16 protein-coding genes are annotated in these 19,204 nt (G+C 61.2%); 11 read left to right on the top strand and 5 right to left on the bottom strand.

All coding sequences use genetic code 11. The features are described from left to right. Window positions 1–90 precede the first annotated feature (90 nt). Both ACSQ9I_RS31650 and ACSQ9I_RS31645 read left to right on the top strand, forming a co-directional pair. Window positions 91–774, top strand: a complete 684-nt coding sequence (locus tag ACSQ9I_RS31650) for a helix-turn-helix domain-containing protein (RefSeq protein WP_436316010.1) — start codon at window positions 91–93, stop codon at window positions 772–774. Window positions 775–870: 96 nt separating this feature from the next. Then, window positions 871–1,482, top strand: coding sequence for a helix-turn-helix domain-containing protein (locus tag ACSQ9I_RS31645; protein WP_436316009.1), 612 nt, complete (start codon window positions 871–873; stop codon window positions 1,480–1,482). 537 nt (window positions 1,483–2,019) lie between these two features. Here ACSQ9I_RS31645 and ilvA read toward each other — a convergent pair. The 3 genes from ilvA to ACSQ9I_RS31630 form a co-directional block, all read right to left on the bottom strand. Continuing rightward, a complete protein-coding gene (ilvA, locus tag ACSQ9I_RS31640; RefSeq protein ID WP_436316008.1) occupies window positions 2,020–3,561 on the bottom strand; it encodes a threonine ammonia-lyase, biosynthetic in 1,542 nt (513 codons plus the stop codon). Window positions 3,562–3,647: 86 nt separating this feature from the next. Then, on the bottom strand, window positions 3,648–4,214 hold the full coding sequence (locus ACSQ9I_RS31635; RefSeq protein ID WP_436316007.1) for a maleate cis-trans isomerase family protein: 567 nt from the start codon (window positions 4,212–4,214) through the stop codon (window positions 3,648–3,650). 279 nt (window positions 4,215–4,493) lie between these two features. Beyond that, the gene (locus ACSQ9I_RS31630; protein ID WP_436317081.1) at window positions 4,494–6,098 is read right to left on the bottom strand and encodes a PLP-dependent aminotransferase family protein; all 1,605 of its coding nucleotides are present in this window, start codon (window positions 6,096–6,098) and stop codon (window positions 4,494–4,496) included. 158 nt (window positions 6,099–6,256) lie between these two features. Here ACSQ9I_RS31630 and ACSQ9I_RS31625 point away from each other — a divergent pair, with 158 nt between their 5' ends. The 7 genes from ACSQ9I_RS31625 to ACSQ9I_RS31595 all read left to right on the top strand — a co-directional run bounded on the left by ACSQ9I_RS31625 (window position 6,257) and on the right by ACSQ9I_RS31595 (window position 14,669). Further along, window positions 6,257–7,291 carry an IS630 family transposase gene (locus ACSQ9I_RS31625; protein ID WP_106561526.1) on the top strand — a complete coding sequence of 345 codons (1,035 nt, stop codon included), beginning with the start codon at window positions 6,257–6,259 and terminating at the stop codon, window positions 7,289–7,291. 60 nt (window positions 7,292–7,351) lie between these two features. Further along, on the top strand, window positions 7,352–8,833 hold the full coding sequence (locus ACSQ9I_RS31620) for an amidase (RefSeq protein ID WP_309968504.1): 1,482 nt from the start codon (window positions 7,352–7,354) through the stop codon (window positions 8,831–8,833). A gap of 157 nt (window positions 8,834–8,990) precedes the next feature. Further along, on the top strand, window positions 8,991–9,686 hold the full coding sequence (locus ACSQ9I_RS31615; RefSeq protein WP_436316006.1) for a pyridoxamine 5'-phosphate oxidase family protein: 696 nt from the start codon (window positions 8,991–8,993) through the stop codon (window positions 9,684–9,686). Between the two features lie 78 nt (window positions 9,687–9,764). Then, window positions 9,765–11,378, top strand: coding sequence for a gamma-glutamyltransferase (gene ggt, locus ACSQ9I_RS31610; protein ID WP_436316005.1), 1,614 nt, complete (start codon window positions 9,765–9,767; stop codon window positions 11,376–11,378). A gap of 45 nt (window positions 11,379–11,423) precedes the next feature. Beyond that, complete coding sequence (locus tag ACSQ9I_RS31605; protein ID WP_309968512.1) at window positions 11,424–11,834, top strand: nuclear transport factor 2 family protein; 411 nt, start codon at window positions 11,424–11,426, stop codon at window positions 11,832–11,834. Between the two features lie 250 nt (window positions 11,835–12,084). After that, window positions 12,085–13,056: a tripartite tricarboxylate transporter substrate binding protein gene (locus ACSQ9I_RS31600; RefSeq protein ID WP_436316004.1), complete on the top strand. Its 972-nt coding sequence runs from the start codon at window positions 12,085–12,087 to the stop codon at window positions 13,054–13,056. Between the two features lie 11 nt (window positions 13,057–13,067). Next, window positions 13,068–14,669, top strand: coding sequence for an N-acyl-D-amino-acid deacylase family protein (locus tag ACSQ9I_RS31595; protein ID WP_436316003.1), 1,602 nt, complete (start codon window positions 13,068–13,070; stop codon window positions 14,667–14,669). A 354-nt stretch (window positions 14,670–15,023) separates the two neighbouring features. Here ACSQ9I_RS31595 and ACSQ9I_RS31590 read toward each other — a convergent pair whose 3' ends face one another. Both ACSQ9I_RS31590 and ACSQ9I_RS31585 read right to left on the bottom strand, forming a co-directional pair. Further along, window positions 15,024–15,248, bottom strand: coding sequence for a hypothetical protein (locus ACSQ9I_RS31590; protein ID WP_436316002.1), 225 nt, complete (start codon window positions 15,246–15,248; stop codon window positions 15,024–15,026). Between the two features lie 189 nt (window positions 15,249–15,437). Continuing rightward, window positions 15,438–16,550 (bottom strand): IS5 family transposase, encoded by a 1,113-nt coding sequence (locus tag ACSQ9I_RS31585; RefSeq protein ID WP_436311868.1) that lies wholly within the window; start codon window positions 16,548–16,550, stop codon window positions 15,438–15,440. A gap of 357 nt (window positions 16,551–16,907) precedes the next feature. Between ACSQ9I_RS31585 and ACSQ9I_RS31580 the strand changes: the two genes are divergently transcribed. Then, on the top strand, window positions 16,908–18,080 hold the full coding sequence (locus tag ACSQ9I_RS31580; RefSeq protein ID WP_436313178.1) for an IS4 family transposase: 1,173 nt from the start codon (window positions 16,908–16,910) through the stop codon (window positions 18,078–18,080). Between the two features lie 837 nt (window positions 18,081–18,917). Then, on the top strand, window positions 18,918–19,199 hold the full coding sequence (locus tag ACSQ9I_RS31575; protein ID WP_436295364.1) for a hypothetical protein: 282 nt from the start codon (window positions 18,918–18,920) through the stop codon (window positions 19,197–19,199). Window positions 19,200–19,204: the final 5 nt, after the last annotated feature.

Raw genomic sequence — 19,204 nt, 5'->3', positions numbered from 1 at the left:
ACGTCTTCAAGCCACGCGGAAAGGGCAGACGAGAACTACCTTGGTGCATGCCGCACCTTCAGTGATGCACTCAGATAGCAAACGAAACTCATGGAAGAAAACAAAGCCGATCTCGACGAGACCATCAGGACAGTGGCCAGGCGTTTGGGTGAGCGGTTGCGTGATGCACGACGCTCCAGAGCCATCACCCTTGAAGTCCTCAGCGCCAAGACCGATCTATCGGCGGGCTTCCTGTCTCGCCTCGAGCGCGGAGAGACCAGCGCTTCGATCTCCAACCTCATCGTGATCTCGGAGAGCCTGGGGATCGTATTGCGTGACTTCTTCGAGGTTGCGCAGGAATGTCCCCGACCCGACTATGTGTTGACGCGGGCAAAGGACAGGAGTTGCGAAGCTCCGCTGAGTGCCGGCGGCTACACCTACCGCCTCACCAGCGGCGATCTGGAGGGCGAGCAGGTCAGCGCGTTCGAACTCGTCTACCCTGTCGGCGAGACGATGCATCCAGAGGTACTGACACACCGAGGCGAGGAAGTCCTCTATCTTCTTGAAGGCACCATGGAGTTCCGCATCGGATCCGACACGATGGTCTTGGAGCCCGGAGACTGCGTGCACTTTGCTTGCGATCAACCGCATACCGGCGAGAACATCGGGCACGGAGAGGCACGCCTGTTGATGATTGTCTCGCCCGTCGACTCCATCGACATACCGGTTGCCCGAATGTCTGGCCGCGACCCCGACTCGGCCAGAAGCCTTACCCAGTTCACAGGCGGGAAGTAGCACCACCGGCGCCTGCCTGTGAGCTCCACATCCTGGGTTCTTTGCTGCACCGTGCCGCGATGGTAGATTTGCACCACACACAAAATCAGCGCTGCGATGGACAAGAACAAATTAGAACTCGAGGAAAAGACCCGGGCCGTTGCAATCCGGCTCGGTGCGAGGATCAGGGAAGCCCGCCGCGCCAAGCAGATCACCCTCGAGCGTCTGAGCAAAGACACAGACCTCTCCCCGGGTTTCCTGTCGCGCCTGGAACGCGGCGAATCGAGTGCCTCGATCTCCAACCTGATCGTGATTGCGGGCCGCCTCGGCATCCCACTGGGCGATTTTTTCGAGGATCCTGGTGCAAAAGCCGCTCCGCACTACACCCTGAACAGAGCCAAGGACCGCGGTGGTGAACCGCCACTCACTGCTCGGGGATACTCGTACCACCTCATGAGTGGAGAGCTCATCGATCAGCAGATGAGCGCTTTTGAACTGGTCTACCCGGTGGGCGAGTCGATGAACCCGGAGGTCCTGACGCACGCAGGCGAGGAAGTGCTGTACCTGTTGGACGGGCAGTTTGAATTCCGAATCGGCGACAAAACACTGGTGCTCGAGCCAGGCGACTGTGTCCACTTCTCTTGCGAACAGCCACACAGCGGCAAGAACGTGGGCCATTCACCCGCGCGGCTCCTCATGATAGTGACGCCGGTCAACTCCTTCGGGTGAATGAAGGTGCAAGCGCGCTCCCCTCGTGCTGCCGGTGGTTTCTGCCTCATTGGAATGCGTGATCGCAGCCTGCGGATGAGCCTAGACCAGATCATTGAACTGAGTTGCCCAAAGCCCCTTCGGGTGACCTCCATCCGCGCTATTCTATGAGCCGTCTAGCATTGAGCCCCTCTAAGCCGAGCATCGGTTTCTGCCGGAGCGGCCAAGAACTGCCAAGGCTGAGTTGACGCCATTCACGCGCTGTGGGCGCACCGTGCAACTGCCAAGCTCCCTGCAAGAGCGCCTGCTCCAGCGTCGACACATGCTCCATGTAACCGTTCAATGGTGAGCGTGGAACGCGTGGAGCCGGGGGAAACGGCCACCCCGATCGATCGACCCGTGATCGAGCGCTCCCTGAGCATCAACACATCAACACATCAACACATCAACACGGCAGCGGCCGGCGGCAACGCGTCCTCGATGACAATCAGCTGAGTTACTCGGGGCCCCGCACAAGTCGGGCCTCGCACGAGCACCGGGCGACGTCTGATCGTGCCTTTAGCTGCGTGGCCCCAGGAAAAGCCGGTAGGAAGGAGCGGACGTGAGCTCCTCATGCGGATAGCCCACTCTCTCTAGAACACGGTGGAAATCGTCCTCGTCTGGGCTGGGCGCCTGCAGGCCAACCAACACCCGGCCATAGTCGGCGCCTTGGTTGCGGTAGTGGAACATCGTGATGTTCCAGTTGGGCGGCAATGACGAGAGAAATTGCATCAAGGCACCCGGACGCTCCGGAAAGACGAACTGCAGCACACGCTCGCCCGCAGCGACCGGCGAGCGCCCGCCCACCATGTGCCGCATGTGCTCCTTGGCCAGTTCATCGTGCGTCAGATCTTGGGCGGAGAAGCCAGCCTGCGTCAGGACTTCCGCAACGCGTGCCGTTTCCCCTGCGGAGTGGATCGTCAGCCCGACCAGCACCGAGGCATTCTCGGCGTCGCATACACGGTACTTGAGTTCCGTGATGCTGCGGGCGGGGCCGGACAGGGCGTCGATGGTCTTGCACAGGCGCAACAGGCTTCCAGGTGATTCGGGAAGCGTGACCGCGAGCAGGCCCTCCCGCTCTTCACCGATCTCCGCCCGTTCCGCAACGAACCGGAGCCTGTCGAAGTTCATGTTGGCGCCGCTGAGAATGGCTACATACGTCTCTCCGCGCGTCTTTCGCTGCTTGACGTACTGCTTCACGGCGGCCACTGCCAGCGCCCCGGCCGGTTCCACGATGCTGCGAGTGTCGGTGAATACATCCTTGATCGCCGCACAGATGGAGTCCGTATCCACCGTGACATAGTCGTCCACAAGGCTGCTGGCGATGCGAAAGGTCTCCGCGCCCACCTGCTTCACGGCCGTTCCATCTGAGAACAAGCCCACGTCGCCCAGTGTGACGCGTTTGCGAGCTAGAGCCGATCGCGCCATGGCATCCGAGTCGATGGTCTGCACCCCGATCACTTGAACCTCCGGGCGGACCGCCTTGACGTACGCAGCGACGCCAGCGATCAACCCGCCGCCGCCGACTGGCACGAACACGGCTTGCAGCGGCGCCTGATGCTGCCTCAGGATCTCCATCCCTACCGTGCCTTGCCCGGCGATCACATCGGGGTCGTCGAACGGATGCACAAACGTCAACCCGTCTGCCTCCTGTAGTTCCAGGGCATGAGCGTATGCCTCGGAGTAGCTCTCCCCGTGCAGCACCACGGTGCCCCCCAGTCCCTTGACCGCCTCGATCTTGACTCGTGGCGCGGTAACAGGCATGACGATGACTGCAGTCGCGCCCAAGCGCCGCGCGGCAAGTGCGACACCTTGAGCATGGTTACCCGCAGAAGCACAGATCACCCCGCGACGCATCTCCTCGGGCGACAACTGTGCGATCTTGTTGTAGGCGCCGCGGAGCTTGAAGCTGAACACGGCCTGCTGGTCTTCGCGCTTCAGGAGAACCTGATTGCCGAGCCGACTCGACAACTCTCTGGCAGGCTGCAAAGGGGTTTCCACGGCCACGTCGTACACACGGGCCGTGAGGATCCTCTTTAGGTATTCGTCGAGCTCGAGCATAAGGTGACGGCGTTCTCACGGACGAAGTTGCGGCGGCGAAGCATGTCGCAAGAGGCGGGAACTCCGTCGGAGGACGCCTGCCACGGCTAGTCTGCGTAGAGGCGCCCGAGCGAGCTCTGGAACTTCTTGATGCCGGCAAGCTTCTGCATGTGCCATGCCAGCGCATGATTGCTTGAAGTCGCGGGCTTGCCCGTGAGGCGCTCGATGATCGGAATGGCACTGAAGGTCGGTAACGTGGTGCATGAGATGAAGACACCATCGACGTCCGGCTTCGCTCCACCGCCCGCATGGACGGCGGCCTCGACCACGCTGTTCGTGGAAATGGCGCCCACCTTCAGGTCATCGGGCTCTTCGAACGAGACCACGGAGTCCACGTCCAGCCCGCGGGCGCGCAGTCCGTCCACGATCTTCCGGTTCACCGTGCTCTCGTAGGGGGTGACCAGCTTGATCTTCTTCATGCCCAGCGACCTGCATGCCGCAATGCAAGCAGTAACCGGTTCGGTCACCTGCACGCCTGGATGTGCTTGGCGGATGATGCTTGCGACCCGTTGCTCTCCCAGGAGCATCGTGGCCGACGTGCAGCCGTAGGCCACCACATGCGGCTTGAACTCGGCAGGGATCAAGGCCGCCGTCGGCTGCAGCAGGTCCGACATGGCTTCCAAGGTCGCGGCGGAGATCTCGAAGTCGTTGAAGATGCGACTGTGGTACAGGGAGACGGGCTGCGAGGTTGGAAGGCTCGATCGCACCTCGCCCTCGATGGTGCGGTCCGTGCGTAGCACGATCAGCGCTAGGCGGCGTGCCTCTGTGTCATCTTGAGCAAGTTCGTAGCCAATTCGAGCCTGAAGCATAAGCTGTTCCCCTTCGTGATCCGAGAAGCGTAAGCATCGAAGGTCTCCTGCTGCATGCCACTTCGCGCCAGTTTCTCAGACCAGTTAAGTAGCAGTCGACGCGCCTTGGCCCCAGACCACTTCGAGTCGGTCGATGGCCGCCTTCATCTGAGCCTCGTTGCTCGAAGCGAAGCCAAACTGGAACCCACATTGCGGTTCCACATGGACGAAGTACTGAGACAGGGGCGGACAGACGATATTCGCATTGCGAGCACGGCGTGAGAGGGCCACGTCGTCCATCGGGCGCTTCGCGACCGCCGCGAGGTTCAGTCCAGCCGGATCCGAGATGACCGACAGCATCAGTCCCATCCTCTGGGAGATCAGCTCGCACAGCAGCGAGTGGCGTGCTGCGTAGATCTCTCGCAACCGGCGGATGTGCGAGTAAAAAGCTCCCCGTTCGATGAACTGGAGCATGGCAGCCTGGATCACGCCCGGAGGACAGCCGTCCGACCAGGTTCGGATACTCAGGAAAACATCAACGAGTTCTTCCGGGACGACGAGGTAACCCAGCCTCAAGGACGGGAACATGATCTTGTTGAACGTTCCAGCGTAGATCACCCGGCTGTACTCGTCAGACCCCTGCAGGGAAGGCAAAGGCTTGCCGTCATACCGAAATTCGCTGCTGTAGTCGTCTTCAAAGATGAAGCAGGATGTCCGGCGCGCCCACTCGAGGAGTGCCCGGCGGCGCGCGAGGCTCATGGTTCTACCCATCGGATACTGGTGCGACGGGGTGGTGTAGAGCAGCTTGGCGCCGCCGTTGTCGTCCGGCACCATGACACCTTCTTCATCTAACGGGACCCCCCTCAGATTCAATCCCGCCGACAGCATGGCATTCCTGGCGCCAAGGAAGCCCGGATCCTCAATTAACACCCGGTCACCCGGCTGCGTCAGCACGCGCAAGGTGAGATCGAACGCGTGCTGAGCACCAGAGACAATGATGATCTGGTCCGCCGTGCAACGGACCCCACGTGCACTCGCCAGGTAGCCAGCAAGTGCCTCCCGAAGCGGCCTGTAGCCGGCCGGGTCGCGAGTTTCCAGCATGGCGGCCGTCGCGTGCTTCCAGGACTTTGCACAGAAGTCGCTCCAGGAGTGATAGGGGAACTGATCAATTGCCGGCATCCCTGGAGCGAAAGGCGTAGCCACCGACAGGCTTTGCAAATCCATCAAACTGGTACTGCGCGAGACATGCTTTGGCAAGGTGTCCAGCAAGGCAACCTGCTGCTGGATGGCCACGGCGCCCGGCACCTGGCTGCGTTTGAGCGAGCTTGGCGCGGGCGCGGCACTCCCGGTCAACAAGTCGGCTGATCGCTCGCGCACTCTCGAGCCAGAGCCGACGCGGGTCTCGACGAATCCCTCCGCGCTGAGCCTAGCGATGACACTGAGCGCAGTGGCCCTGCCGATGTCGAGCGTTCGGGCGAGCTCGCGCGTCGACGGCAGGAGGTCGCCTGATTTCAGGCCGCCGGTGACGATCAGGTGTTCAATCCCGGTGGCAACCTGGTCCACCACGGTCACCGGGCTTTGCCGGTTGATCACCAGGAACTCAAGCAGGCGTGCCCTGGATACCCGCGCTCGCCGTCGCCGGGGCTTGGGCTGTGCACCGAAGTGGTTCGATTCATCCATTGGAAGTGGCCCGTCCATCGCGCTGTTCACCGTCAAGAATGCGCCAAGAAGCCTCGGCATGGAGCCGAGTATGGCCCGCTGAAGATGCATTCGGGCAGGCCACTTATATGACAGACGACGTTACTCAGTAGTCGATAATTTAGGCTACAAAAGTCACCGCGGCGATCGGTTTGATGATCCAATAGTGCATGAAGCGAGATGGCCGCACGCTGGATCACAAAACGCTTGAAGAGATTCGCCTGATGGCGGTGGAGCGAGTTCGCGACGGGGAGAAGCCATCTGCAGTGATTGCCGCCTACGGTTTCAGCCGCACAACCATCTACAAATGGCTGAAGGCCTCGTCGGGTCGAGGCAAGGGACTCAAGGCATTGCGCGGCACGCGCGGCACCGGGCGACCACGGACGCTGAGTGCCGCGCAAGAGCGCCAAATATTTCGTTGGATCAATGGGCGCGACCCGCGACAGTACGGACTGGACTTTGGGCTGTGGACACGCGCCATTGTCGTGGCGCTGATCGAGCAGAAGTTCGGCGTGAATATGGGGGTGACCGCAGTCGGTGCGTTGCTGGCCAAGCTCGGACTGACCCCGCAAAAGCCGCTGCAACGCGCCTACCAACGCGATCCTCAAGCCATCGAGCGCTGGCAGCGTGAAACCTACCCCGGCATCGCCACGGCTGCGAGGCAAAGTGGTGCCGACGTCTACTTCTGGGACGAATCGGGCTTTCGGGCTGACACCGTGCACGGCAAGACCTGGGCGCCCATGGGCAAGACCCCGGTTATCGAGCGGCCCGGCCAACGCCAGTCGATCTCCGCGGCATCGGCCGTCAACGCCAGGGGTGGATTCTGGTTTGCGACTTACCAGGGTGCGCTCAATGCCGAACTGTTCATCGAATTGCTCAAGAAGATGATGAAGGGTCGCAGCAAGCCGGTGCACTTGGTGGTCGACGGATTGCCGGCCCACAAGAAAGCCAACGTGCGCGAGTACATCGAATCCACTCAGGGCAAGCTGAGCATGCACATTCTGCCGGGCTACGCACCGGACCTGAACCCGGACGAACTGGTCTGGAGTCACGTCAAACGTACCGGCGTGGCTCGCAACCCATTGCGAGCTGGCGAGAAACTCGAAATCCGCGTCGACCAGCAACTGCGCAACATGCAGAAGAATCGCCGGCTTGTTCGATCATTCTTCGAAGCGCCCTCTGTCGCCTATATTTCCGACTGCTGAGTAAGTGGCTCGATGCGGGCGGATTCCGCTACGAGCCCTGCCGAAGCCCAAGGAGAAATGATGAGTGAAACCGCCTCCGTGAGGCCTGCCTTGACCGACCTGACGGCTTCCGAACTCGCCGATGGCCTGCGGCGCCGGTCGTTCTCTTGCCGCGAGCTGATGCAGGCCACGGTCGATCGCATTCATGCGCTCAACCCCATCTTCAACACTATCGTAAACATGGCTCCGGTCGAGAAGCTATTGGCTGAAGCCGATGCTGCTGACGCCGACCTAGCCAGCGGCAAGGTGCGGGGCTGGCTGCATGGCATCCCCATGGCCGTTAAGGATTTCGCAGACGTCGTTGGCTTCCCCACCACGAAAGGTTGCGAGCTACTGGCCAGCAATATGCCGACGAGCGACTCCATCCTGACCGCACGCATGAAGGCCGCAGGCTGCATCGTGATCGGCAAGACGACGACGCCTGAGTTCGGGCTGGGCTCGCATACGTTCAGCACTCTGTGGGGTGTGACCCGCAATGCATGGGATCCGGCAGTGAGCGCCGGCGGCAGCAGCGGAGGCGCGGCCGTATCCCTGGCGCAGCGCATGCTCCCGGTCGCGGACGGGTCAGACGGAATGGGTTCACTGCGGAACCCGGCAGGCTGGAACCACGTTTTCGGTATGCGCCCGTCACAAGGAAGGGTACCCCAGGCTGGAATGTCGGACGTGTGGATCGACCTGCTCTCGAACGAGGGTCCCATGGGCCGTAGCATCCGCGATGTGGGGCGGCTTTTGACCACACAAAGCGGTTTCGATCCGCGCTCGCCGCTTTCCATGCAGATGCCTTTGGGCTGGAAGGAAAACGAGGCCGTCGATCCGGGGATTCTCAGCGGCATGCGCATAGGCTGGCTGGGCGACCTTGGCGGCCACCTCGCTATGGAAACCGGGGTGCTGGACGCCTGTCGCGAAGCGCTGCGTCACCTCGAAGCGGCGGGCGCCGTGGTCGAGGAGGTGCCATTGGGGTTCGATCCCAAGCAGCTGTGGGAATGCTGGCTGACTTGGCGCCGCGCGGGCGCGGGGCCACGTGTCGGGGCGCTCATGCAACTGCCAGGTGCCAAGGAGAAGATCAAGCCGGAGGCTCAGTGGGAGTACGAGTGCTCACGCGGCATGAGCTTCACCGATTTCCGTCAGGCAAGCCAGGTTCGCACGAATTACTACCAGCACATGCGCACCATGCTGGATCAGTGGGACCTGCTCGTGCTGCCCTCCGCGCAGTGTTGGCCGTTTAACGCGGAGGAGCGCTGGCCCAAACAGATCGCGGGACGCGAGATGGACACCTACCACCGCTGGATGGAGGTCGCAATCTATGCCACCCTTGGCGGCTTGCCTGCCTTGGTGGTACCCGCCGGCTTCCATCCGAACGGCCGTTGGCCCATGGGCATCCAGCTGATCGGTCCGTATGCTGGTGACGCTAAGGTATTGCGTGCAGGAGCGGCTTACGAGCAGCTGCGCGCCGATTTTATTGCGCGGCGACCTGCCGAAGTGACACCCTCGAACGTAGCTTAAGCCGGTCGCGCAGCTTGGTGGCGCAAGAAAAGTGGCCTGCAGCGAAGCCGAAAAGTGGCCTCATGCTGGAATTCAGGTCCGTCAAGAATGGCTTGGTACGGGAGCATCTTTCGCCGCCGTTCAGGGCATCTAAGGCCCGCAATCCGAAGGAAAACAGATGAGTGACAAGTACGAAGTGACAGACCGGACGACGCTAACCCGTCGCCCTCACCGTGGGATCTACGACAAGGATGCTATTCGGGCAATTCTTGACGAAGGGTTCATGTGCAATGTGGCCTACGTCCACGAAGGGGCGCCCCGCGTGTTGCCGACTGGCTATGGCCGGATTGGTGACTACATCTACATTCACGGCTCCAACCAGAGCACCATGCTCAGCGCGGCGCTGAGTGGGGATGTGTGCGTCCTCGTCACTCATGTGGATGGCCTGGTTTTGGCACGTTCGCTCTACAACCACTCCGTTAACTACCGTTCCGTGGTGGTGTTCGGGCGTCCAGAAGAAGTGACGGATCCACAGGAGAAACTCGCCTCCTTCGAGGCCTACGCGCGCCACGTCCTGAAACGCCGTTTTGCCGATGTGAGGCCTCCGAACTCCAAGGAGTTGAACAGCACGACGGTGATGCGCATTCCCGTTGTCGAGGCTGTGGCAAAGATGCGGTCGGGTCCGCCAACGGATTTCGAGTTCGATCTGGACCGCGATTGCTGGGCCGGCGAACTGCTGATTAAGCAGGTCTTCGCGGGTGCCATCCGCGATCCCCAAGGTCGGCAGGACGTCCCGGTGCCGCGGTACATCGAGGAGTACGAGAAGCTGCCCAGCGTGGAACGGCAGGAGGTTGAGAACAATCCGGACGCATGACGCTCCGATAGCACACTCCGCCCGGCCAAGCGGCAGCGGGCCACTGGCGCCCTGGGCTCAACTGATACAAGAGTCGACATGAGCAGCAAAGGAATGGTGAGCTGTCCGCAGCCTGAAGCGGCGGAGTCGGGCGTTGAGATCCTGCGGGCAGGCGGGAGCGCGGTCGACGCGGCAGTCGCCTGCGCCCTTGTGCAAACCGTGGTGGATCCGCTGATGTGCAGCATCGGCGGCTTCGGCACGGCCGTCGTACACCGCCCAGAAACCGGCATTCACGAGTATGTGGACTTCCACGCTCCCGCGCCGCTTGGCGCTCGAGCAGACATGTGGGAGCACTTGCTGGAGGGTGAGACGCGCGACGGTTTTGGCTTCAGAATCAAGGGCGGCTTGAACGACATCGGCTACCAAGCCATCGCCGTTCCGGGAACGCTCAGCGGGCTAGAGCGCCTGCACGAGCGGCATGGCCGCCTTCCGTGGCGAGAAGTGGTCGCACCTGCCATTGCATGGGCCCGGGACGGGTTCATGGTACGGCCGGCGATGTATGCGTTCTGGATCGACGAGCCGCTCGCTGGTCGAGCAAGCAACAGAGAGCGGCTCCTGTACTCGGCCTCCGGTCGGGAACTTTTCTGCCGGCCGGACGGCACTCCTAAGACCATCGGCACACCGCTGCGAAACCCGGACTACGCGAACACGCTGGAAACGATCGCGCGTGATGGAGCAGTGTCCTTCTACCGCGGTGAACTCGCCCATCGTATGGTGGAGGACCTGGCTGCCCACGGCGGCCTGCTGTCTTTGCAAGATCTCGCGACCTACGCACCACGCGAGAACGCTCCACTTGTAGGAAGCTACAGGGACCGACGCATCACCACCAACCAGCCTCCTGGTGGCGGCGCGATGCTGCTCCAGATGCTCAACATCTTGGAGCAGTTCGACCTGACGGCGCTCGGGCACAACACGCCGGAATACATCCGCATCGTGTGTGAGGCCATGAAGCGCGCCACCATCGACAAGGACCGGCATCTCGGTGACCCGGCATTTCTAGAGGTGCCGCTGGATCGCCTGCTCTCCAAGGCTTACGCGGCGCAGGCTGCTGCCGCTATCAATGCCGGCGAGAAGGCCGACGTGCCCCGTCTCAACTTAGGGGCCCCTGGTCCAAAGGACACGACGCACCTGTCCGTGGTCGATTGTGAACGCAATTGTGCTGCCATCACGCATTCGCTCGCGATGCCTTCCGGTGTGATGACGCCCGGCCTTGGCTTCATGTACAACGGCTGCATGGGCGTGTTCGACCCGCGACCAGGCAGAACGGGCAGCATCGCACCCGGAAAGGCAAGGTTCACTTCGGCCTGTCCCACCATCGTGTTCCGCGGAGACGAGCCCGAAATTGTGCTTGGCGCGCCGGGCGGGACGCAGATCGCGATGGGCGTGCTGCAGGCAATCCTGAACGTTGCGGATCATGGGATGAGCATGCAAGAGGCCGTATCTGCTCCGCGCTTCTCGTCCACGAGCAACATCATCGATATTTCGAATCGCATTCCACGCTCCGTGTCCCGGCCGCTTGAGCGTCTGGGCTACGAAGTGGTTCGGAATCCGTTCGGGTACACGATTGCTTCTGTGCACGGGATCCGCATCAACGGCGAACGGCTCGAGGGTGGCGCCGACCCTGGCCGCGACGGCGTGGCTTACGAGGCTTGATCGTCAGGCGGCCTGATTCCACCTTCATTTACCGGAGATACCCCCATGACCGATTGGAAGAGCTATCAAGACGGCAGTGCAGCCCTCGATGCGGAGACCGCACAGAATTGGCTGAATCAAGTGGTGGCGACCTGCAGCACCTTGGATCCTGATCTCATTCTAGATATCTTCACGGATGACGTTATCGCCGACCTCGGCGCAGTCCTCCTTACCGGGAAGGAGCAACTGCGTCCGATCATCCGTGAGCGGTATTCGAGATACACCCACTACGACCTTCGCAAGACTGTTCGTGCAGTCGCCGGCGACCTCGTCATCTGTGACGCGCGATTGCGCTGGAAGTCGCCTGAACACTCAACGCTGCAGCACACTCGAGCCATCGAGATTCTTCAAGTCCGCGATGGCCGAATTGCACGCTGGGACAATGCGAGTTCGTCGTGGTCTGCCACTGAGGGTTGAGGGTGTTCGCCTGGCACCTGATGACGCAGTTATGTGACCTTGCGCACGCGTGCCCTCCTCTGACCTTGCGGCTTGAGAAAGCCCGGACCTGCATGTCCTGCCGGGCGCACCGGCGCGTGGCCCCCTTTGCCCCCGTCGATAAGTAGTTCATCCGAAAACCCGCAACCGGTCTTTCCCTTTCCGACAAAGTGGCACGCGGGACAGAAATCGATCCAATTAGATTGGGAACATCACTACCTAGGAACCCACCATGTCTTTCCGCAATCTCGCATTCGGCGCCCTGCTGGCGGCCATCCTTCTGCCGGCTTCCGCACAGACCGATAGGTTCCCAGCCCGACCGATCAGGCTGGTCGTGCCTTGGAGCCCAGGGGGCAACACGGACGGTATTGCACGGCTGATGGCCTTGAAGCTTTCGGCGCGAATAAACCAACAGGTGGTGGTAGACAACAAGCCCGGCGCGAACGGAATCGTCGGCACGACGGCCGTCGCTCGTGCGCAGCCTGACGGCTATACCCTCATGTTGGCACTGCCGGAGACAAACGTGCTGAACCCGATGGTATACAAAAACATCAGCTATACCTCGAAGGATCTCGACCCAGTGGCATTCATAGGCGTCATGCCTTTTGCGCTCGTTGCCAATCCGAGTTCGAGGGCTGCCACTGTTCCGGATCTCGTTCGCGCGGCAAAGCAACAGCCCGGCTCAGTGTCGGCAGCAAGTTGGGGGATTGGAAGCACTGCGCACGCCGCTATCGCATTGATGGAGCAGACCGCACGCGTGGAACTCCTGCACGTTCCCTTTCCGGGAACCGCTCCTGCGCTGACCCAAGTGTTCAGTGGACAGATCGATCTCATGTTCCTGTCGGCGCTGAATGCCGCTGAACTCGAAAAATCGGGCAAGGTGAAGGTACTCGGAGTCACCGTGGATAAGCGGATGGACTCTTTCCCTGACGTCCCAACGCTTGCAGAACAGGGCCTCCCTGGAATCGACGTCGCACTCTGGTACGGCATCGCGGCGCCCGCCAAGACGCCCGCTGCCATCAAGGATTACCTGGCGAAGGAGATCCTAGAAGTCTTGAAGGACCCCACGGTGCTGCAAGACCTGCGAAGCCGGGGCATGGTGGTCCAGCCCAAAAATGCCGACGAGTTCTCTCGCTTCATGGCGGCCGAAGAAGGACGGTGGTCCGGCCTGATCAAGGCGAAGAACATTCGCATCGACAACTGAGGCCAACTAGCATGATGATCGATTACCTACTCGTCGGCGGCCAGGTTGTCGCGAGCGAGGGCCAAGCGGAGCCCTTCGTAGGCACGGTGGCAATCGCAGGCGAACGAATCGTGTGGGTGCAGCAAGGCATCGTTGACGCACCTGCGCGTCAGAGGATCGACTGTTCTGGCCTGATCGTTGCACCTGGGTTCATCGATATTCATACCCACTCGGATGCTGCGTTTCTTAAGGATTCAGGTGGCCAGAGTCAGATCACGCAAGGAGTCACGACCGAGATTGCCGGCAACTGCGGTCATAGCTGTGCACCTTGCGCCGACCCAATTTTGCTGAGGAAGCACCTTCTCGCGGTGCAAGATTCGACAGAGATCACCTGGAGGACGTTCGCCGAGTACCTCGACGTGCTACAGGCCACGCGTCCCGTATTGAACGTCGCTTCATACGTTGGCCACGGTACGGTTCGCCTTGCTGTTAAGGGAACAGCTAGTTCCGCAACCGGTGCTGACGAACTCTCAGCGATGGGGAAGTATCTGCGCCAAGCTCTTGACGACGGCGCGATTGGTATCTCCACAGGGCTGGAGTACGCGCCAGGCATGCACGCGACCGCCGTGGAACTCTTGGAGGCAGGTGCGATTGCGGCGGAGTTCGACGTGGTGTACGCCAGTCACGTCCGCAACCGCGATTGGTTGATCGAAATGGGAGTCGGTGAAGCGCTCGGCATCGCTCGCACGACCCGGTCCAAACTCCAGCTGTCTCACATAGCTCCGAAATACGGCGCGCCGCAGGGCGCGGCGGATCGTCTGCTGGAGATGGTGCGCTGGGCGCGCGAGGATGGCGCCGATGTGGGCTTCGATGTCATTCCCGATGAATGGGGGCCCACGAAAGTCATTGCGTCTCTCCCGACTTGGGCACTTGAGCTGCCAAGCGACGAACTGCGGTCCCTACTGCGACCCGGACCTTCCCGTGCGCGCTTGCAGGAGAACGCATTTCCCAACTGGAAGTTGCTCGCCGACCGCCGGTGGGACTGGCTGGTTCTCTACCATTGCGGAGCGAGCCCGTCTTACATGGGGAAAACCATTCAGCAGATTGCCGTCGAGCGGCAATCCACGCCGTGGGATTGCATCTGCGACCTCCTCCTGGAAGAAGGCGCCGAGATGTCTCGCTTGATGTGGTGCGGACGGGTATCGAGCCAAGCTGACATTGATACGTTGATCCGGCAGCCCGACTGCATGGTGATTTCCGATGGCGTGTCCGTCAGTGAAGTGGGCGCTTTGAAAGACCTGCGGTTCTCGCCGATCGCTTTCTCGTGGGCAGCGTCGTTCCTTCAGAACTACGTGAGAGATCAGCGCGTCCTGGATATTGTCGAGGCGGTAGGGCGCCTGACCTGGACTCCCGCACGGCGTTTCCGGCTGGAGCATCGGGGAGAACTCCGGGCTGGATACTACGCGGACCTAGCAGTCTTCGATCTCGATCAAATCCACTGTCACTCCACGTTGGAAAACCCGAACGTCAAGTCGACGGGTGTGACTCACGTTTTTGTCAACGGAACTGCCGTGATGCGCGACGCTTCGATAACCGAGGCACGACCGGGCAAGGTCCTGCGGCGCGGAGCGTAAGCAGCGCCCACACCATGGTCATCGCAAGAGCGTTGCGCTTCTTTCTGCGAATGGGGCGTTTCGCCCCGCTGGCACGAGGCTGTCGAAGGGGGGCAGCCGCAGGCGGCTCGGACTATCGCTTCTATCTGCTGCACTGAGCCAACGCAGCTCAGGCCGCTAGTCGCCCAGCCAGCCTATGCGCATGCCGCTGAGAAACCCCGGATCGACGACCTCGTTTTCCTTCCAGCCCAAAGGCATCTGCATGGAAAGCGGCGAGCGCGGATCGAAACCGCTTTGTGTGCACCACCTGCAAGTCGCTCAGGACCTCGCCGGCTTCGCTTGCACGGTAGTAGAACGTGCTGCGCGGAAGCTCGATCACTTCGCACCCCCGTCGGATGGAGCAGGCTTCGGGCCGGTGATGATGGAGGAGTTCTCGTTGTCGCTGACGAGGCGCAGGCGTGGCGTTTTTTTGACGAGCTCGAGCTCCATCGTGAGCTGCCCAACCTTGCGCTCCAAGGCTGCGATCTTCGCTTCGTCCACAAGAGCCGCCTCAACCTCCTCATTGCTGAGCTCGCCGCGATCAAACTGCGTCAGCCACATCTGGATGAGATTGGCTGAGAGGGTGTACTTGCGTTGGGCGTCACGCCGACCTAGCAGGGTGCGGAAATACTCCCCTTCAAAGCGAGTCCTCCCTGCCGGCCGAGGGTTCGCTTTTCACATGGTGCGTCAGGCAGGGTTTTGCGAGCCGTTTTCTCTGATTTGAGGATGTTTTGCGCGCCTCTGGTTGCCTCAGAGCCCCTGCGGACGGATTTGTCCCAGCGAACGCATGCGCGTCAAGTTGTAGGCCGTCATCGTCAGCACGAACAGGTGGTCCACGCGCTTGAGTCCACGCACCATCACCTGACGAATTCCGCCCACCGTCTTGGCCCAGCCGAAGCCCTGCTCGATGAGTTTTCGTTTGCGCTGTGACAGCGCATAGCCTTCGCTCGCAGCGATGGCATCGGGCACCGCGGAGCGCCGCCCCGAAGTGTTCTGGGCTACGTGCGGTATCACGCCCATGTCCTGACATGCCTGGACGAACTCCTGCGCGTCGTAGCCCTTGTCTGCACCGAGTGTGACCTCGGTATCCGGACTCGCGGCCGCTTGACGGGCATCCTTGATCATGACCTTGGCCGCTTCGCGCTCGGCAAAGCCGTCAGCCTGTGTGACCATCGCGTTGGCGATCAGGCCATGGCGGTTGTCCGATAGGGTATGACCCATGTAGCGCAACTCGCTGGCGGTCTTGCCCTTGCGGTACAGACGCGCATCGCCATCGGTGCGCGAGGCGTGAGTGTCGTTGCTGCGGCTCTGGCCTTTGAAGCTGGTGCTACCCGTTGTGTTGTTGCCCGCATCATCGTCGCCGCCGTCCTTGCGCACAAAGCTCCTGTGGCTGGCCCACGCCTGAATAAGGGTGCCATCGACGCTGAAGTGCTCGCCCGACAGCCAGCCCTTGCGATCCGCGGTTTCGACGATGTGGTTGAACAGTTCGATGATCGCGTCGTGCGCGATCAGCCGTTCGCGGTTCTTGGTGAAGACGCTGGGCACCCAGACCGCATCGTCCATGGCCAAGCCAATGAACCAGCGATACAAGAGGTTGTACTGGGTCTGCTCCATGAGTTGACGCTCCGAGCGGACGCTGAAGAAGATCTGCAAGAGCATCGCGCGCAGCAGCTTCTCTGGTGCGATGCTGGGACGCCCGCCCTTGATGTCGGCCTCATACATGCCGGCGAATAGGTTGTCCATCTTGAGCAGCGCTTCATTGACCATCGCGCGGATCGGGCGCAGAGGATGATTCGCGGGTACGAAGTCCTCCAGGCGGCGCATCGTGAACAAGCTCTCGGTGAAGGTGTCGGCTCCGCGCATCGTCTGGGGTCTTGTCTTGCAACTGTCGGGGGATCAACTTCCAACGCTTGAGGGCCGTCACACGCCGACCGGCGGGAGAGGTATTTCAGCACCCTGCTAGGGCGCCTGAGCGAATGTCATGGCACAGCTGCAGCTTGAACTGCGCAGAGTGCCTGCGATACGGACCTCTTGAGGACATGGACCTTCTCCTTCTATGAAGGCCCAGCCAGCGTCACTGCTGTCCGGTTAAATGATCCGCTGCGGGGCTGAGATCAAGCATTGGCGCGGGCTGCAGGCCGATTTTGTTTGGTGCCGATTTGAACTTCGATCACGAAGAACCGCGTACTTTCCCCGGTTTGGCAGCCCCGGGGAGAGCGTGTGCACATCGGCAAGACTTTGTTCGCTCAAGTCATGGAGTTCGTGCCATGGACCAGCTTCGCTCGCATCGTGCAACGCTACGGCGGCAACTCGGGCGTGCGCACGCTGTCTTGCGCCGAGCAGTTCCGCGCCATGGCGTTTGCTCAGCTGACGTGGCGAGAGAGCCTGCGCGATATCGAGGCCAGCCTCTCGGCCAACGCCAACAAGCTCTATGCCATGGGCTTTCGCTCGGCCGTCAGACGCTCGACCTTGGCCGATGCCAACGAATCGCGCGATTGGCGCATCTGGTCCGATCTTGCGGCTGTGCTCATTCGGCGTGCGCGCAGGCTCTACTTGGGCGACTCCGTGCTCGGCGTGGAATTGGACAACACGGTCTATGCCCTGGATTCCAGCACCATCGATCTGTGCTTGAGCTTGTTCTCCTGGGCGCCGTTCCGCTCCACCAAGGCGGCGATCAAGCTGCACACGCTGCTGGACCTGCGCGGGGCCATCCCCGCATTCATCCACATCAGCGACGGCAAGCTGCACGACGTGAACGTGCTGGACATGCTGGTCTTCGAGCCCGGCGCGTTCTACGTGATGGATCGCGGCTACGTCGATTTCGAGAGGCTGCATGCACTGACTCAGGCCGGCGCCTTCTTCGTCACGCGTGCGAAGTCGCCAATGGATGCCAGGCGAGTCTATTCGGCGCCGACCGATCGCAGCACTGGCATCATCAGCGACCAGCAGGTCATGCTCAATGGGCACTACTCGGCCAAGAAGTATCCCCAGCACCTGCGGCGAATTCGATTCAAGGACCCCGAATCGGGCAAGACGCTGATCTTCCTGACCAACCACATGGCCTTGCCGGCGTTGACGATCGCCGCGCTGTACAAGAGCCGCTGGCAGGTCGAACTGTTCTTCAAGTGGATCAAGCAGCACCTGCGCATCAAGCACTTCATGGGCAACAGCGAGAACGCGGTCAAGACGCAGGTCTGGTGCGCCGTGGCCACCTACGTGCTCATCGCCATTGTCAAGAAGGAGCTTCAACTCGACGCCTCTCTCTACACTTGTCTACAGATCTTGTCGGTCTCCGTCTTCGAGAAAACCGAGCTTTCATGCGCCCTGCAGGCCGATCTGTCCCAAACCGAGCTACCCAACACCGCTAACCAGTTGAATTTGTTCAACTTTTAACCGGACAGCAGTGAGCCAGCGTATCAGTTCATCTTTCCGCAGTGGTCCAGTCGATGGGGTTCACTCCATAGCCAGGTCAATTTTCGGTGGCAACCAACAGTCTCGGACATTAATGGCAAAGAACACGTGCATCCGGAGTGTTTACGACTGTATTGCCACGTTTGCGACTCTATTTGCACGTTTACGACTTTATTGGGTGAGAACACTTTCGTTGGGTTACTAAAGTTGTGGGAATTTTCGACTAAGCCCGACGAGAGATGCGGAATCTGCGAGAAAACCCGTCGCTCCAAACCAACAAGCGACCGAATCACTCACTATCCAGGCATCCACATTCGCATTGCGATCGGCTACAGGGTGCACAAGCGTTTCGCCGGCACAGGCCTCTAACTGATCGGCGCTGCCTTTGAACCCGTCCGGCAGTAGGCGGCTTCCGAGCGTTATCCCATCTGAGCCAGCGCCGGTCCCCCCGGGATGCGGGAGACCTGCGCGCTCAAGCGGCGAAGCAGCCGTTCAAATGCGACGGGGTCCTCGTCGTCCGTTACTTCCAACGCTCCGACGACGGTCGCACATCCTGTTTCCGCGATGGTTTCGGTGAAGGTCAAGTTCAGACGTCGACCGGTCGAACACGACGAAAAGCGCGGATGTCAGCATGGGCGGTCTCCGTCGTTCGCCGGAGAGATTCGACTGGAGCAACCAGTCTTTCTCTGCCGTCCACGCTCGTGGTTTCGGTCGGCTCTCATCGGCCATCAGCGGTCATTCGCTCGACGACGGCGTCTTCGGCGACGTCATGGCGGGATTGGCCGTACGCAACCGTTGGGCTGGTGTCGTGGTCTTGGCGTGATTCGCGACCGTACGCAGATCGACGAGATGGACATCGGCGTGAAAGCGCTCGGAACAGTTCCGCGTCGTGCCCGCCTCGGCGCGGGTGGCGAGCTTGACGTTCCGCTTCGATTCGGAGGTATCACCTTCACACCGGGGGCGCGCCTGGTGGCCGATGCAGATGGCGTGATCGTTCTGCCGCCTGGACGGACGGAAGCAAACATTGCGGTAGCGGATGCCACCGCTGCTACCGCCGCTTACGCTGCGTGCGACGATGCCAGCTCGAGCGGCCGCCGCTGAACGTT

The organism is Variovorax sp. LjRoot84, from assembly GCF_964254305.1.
Classification (GTDB): domain Bacteria; phylum Pseudomonadota; class Gammaproteobacteria; order Burkholderiales; family Burkholderiaceae_C; genus Variovorax.
Note: the sequence above shows the minus strand (reverse complement) of the source record. Positions and strands in the feature narration are given on the sequence as shown.

What these genes read in the sequence shown, in the direction of transcription:
- ilvA (WP_436316008.1), bottom strand. Translation starts at nt 3,561, where the DNA reads ATGCTCGAGCTCGACGAATACCTAAAGAGGATCCTCACGGCCCGTGTG.
- ggt (WP_436316005.1), top strand. Translation starts at nt 9,765, where the DNA reads ATGAGCAGCAAAGGAATGGTGAGCTGTCCGCAGCCTGAAGCGGCGGAG.
- ACSQ9I_RS31590 (WP_436316002.1), bottom strand. Translation starts at nt 15,248, where the DNA reads ATGTGGCTGACGCAGTTTGATCGCGGCGAGCTCAGCAATGAGGAGGTT.
- ACSQ9I_RS31635 (WP_436316007.1), bottom strand. Translation starts at nt 4,214, where the DNA reads ATGTCGGACCTGCTGCAGCCGACGGCGGCCTTGATCCCTGCCGAGTTC.
- ACSQ9I_RS31585 (WP_436311868.1), bottom strand. Translation starts at nt 16,550, where the DNA reads ATGCGCGGAGCCGACACCTTCACCGAGAGCTTGTTCACGATGCGCCGC.
- ACSQ9I_RS31625 (WP_106561526.1), top strand. Translation starts at nt 6,257, where the DNA reads ATGAAGCGAGATGGCCGCACGCTGGATCACAAAACGCTTGAAGAGATT.
- ACSQ9I_RS31605 (WP_309968512.1), top strand. Translation starts at nt 11,424, where the DNA reads ATGACCGATTGGAAGAGCTATCAAGACGGCAGTGCAGCCCTCGATGCG.
- ACSQ9I_RS31595 (WP_436316003.1), top strand. Translation starts at nt 13,068, where the DNA reads ATGATGATCGATTACCTACTCGTCGGCGGCCAGGTTGTCGCGAGCGAG.
- ACSQ9I_RS31645 (WP_436316009.1), top strand. Translation starts at nt 871, where the DNA reads ATGGACAAGAACAAATTAGAACTCGAGGAAAAGACCCGGGCCGTTGCA.
- ACSQ9I_RS31600 (WP_436316004.1), top strand. Translation starts at nt 12,085, where the DNA reads ATGTCTTTCCGCAATCTCGCATTCGGCGCCCTGCTGGCGGCCATCCTT.
- ACSQ9I_RS31650 (WP_436316010.1), top strand. Translation starts at nt 91, where the DNA reads ATGGAAGAAAACAAAGCCGATCTCGACGAGACCATCAGGACAGTGGCC.
- ACSQ9I_RS31615 (WP_436316006.1), top strand. Translation starts at nt 8,991, where the DNA reads ATGAGTGACAAGTACGAAGTGACAGACCGGACGACGCTAACCCGTCGC.
- ACSQ9I_RS31620 (WP_309968504.1), top strand. Translation starts at nt 7,352, where the DNA reads ATGAGTGAAACCGCCTCCGTGAGGCCTGCCTTGACCGACCTGACGGCT.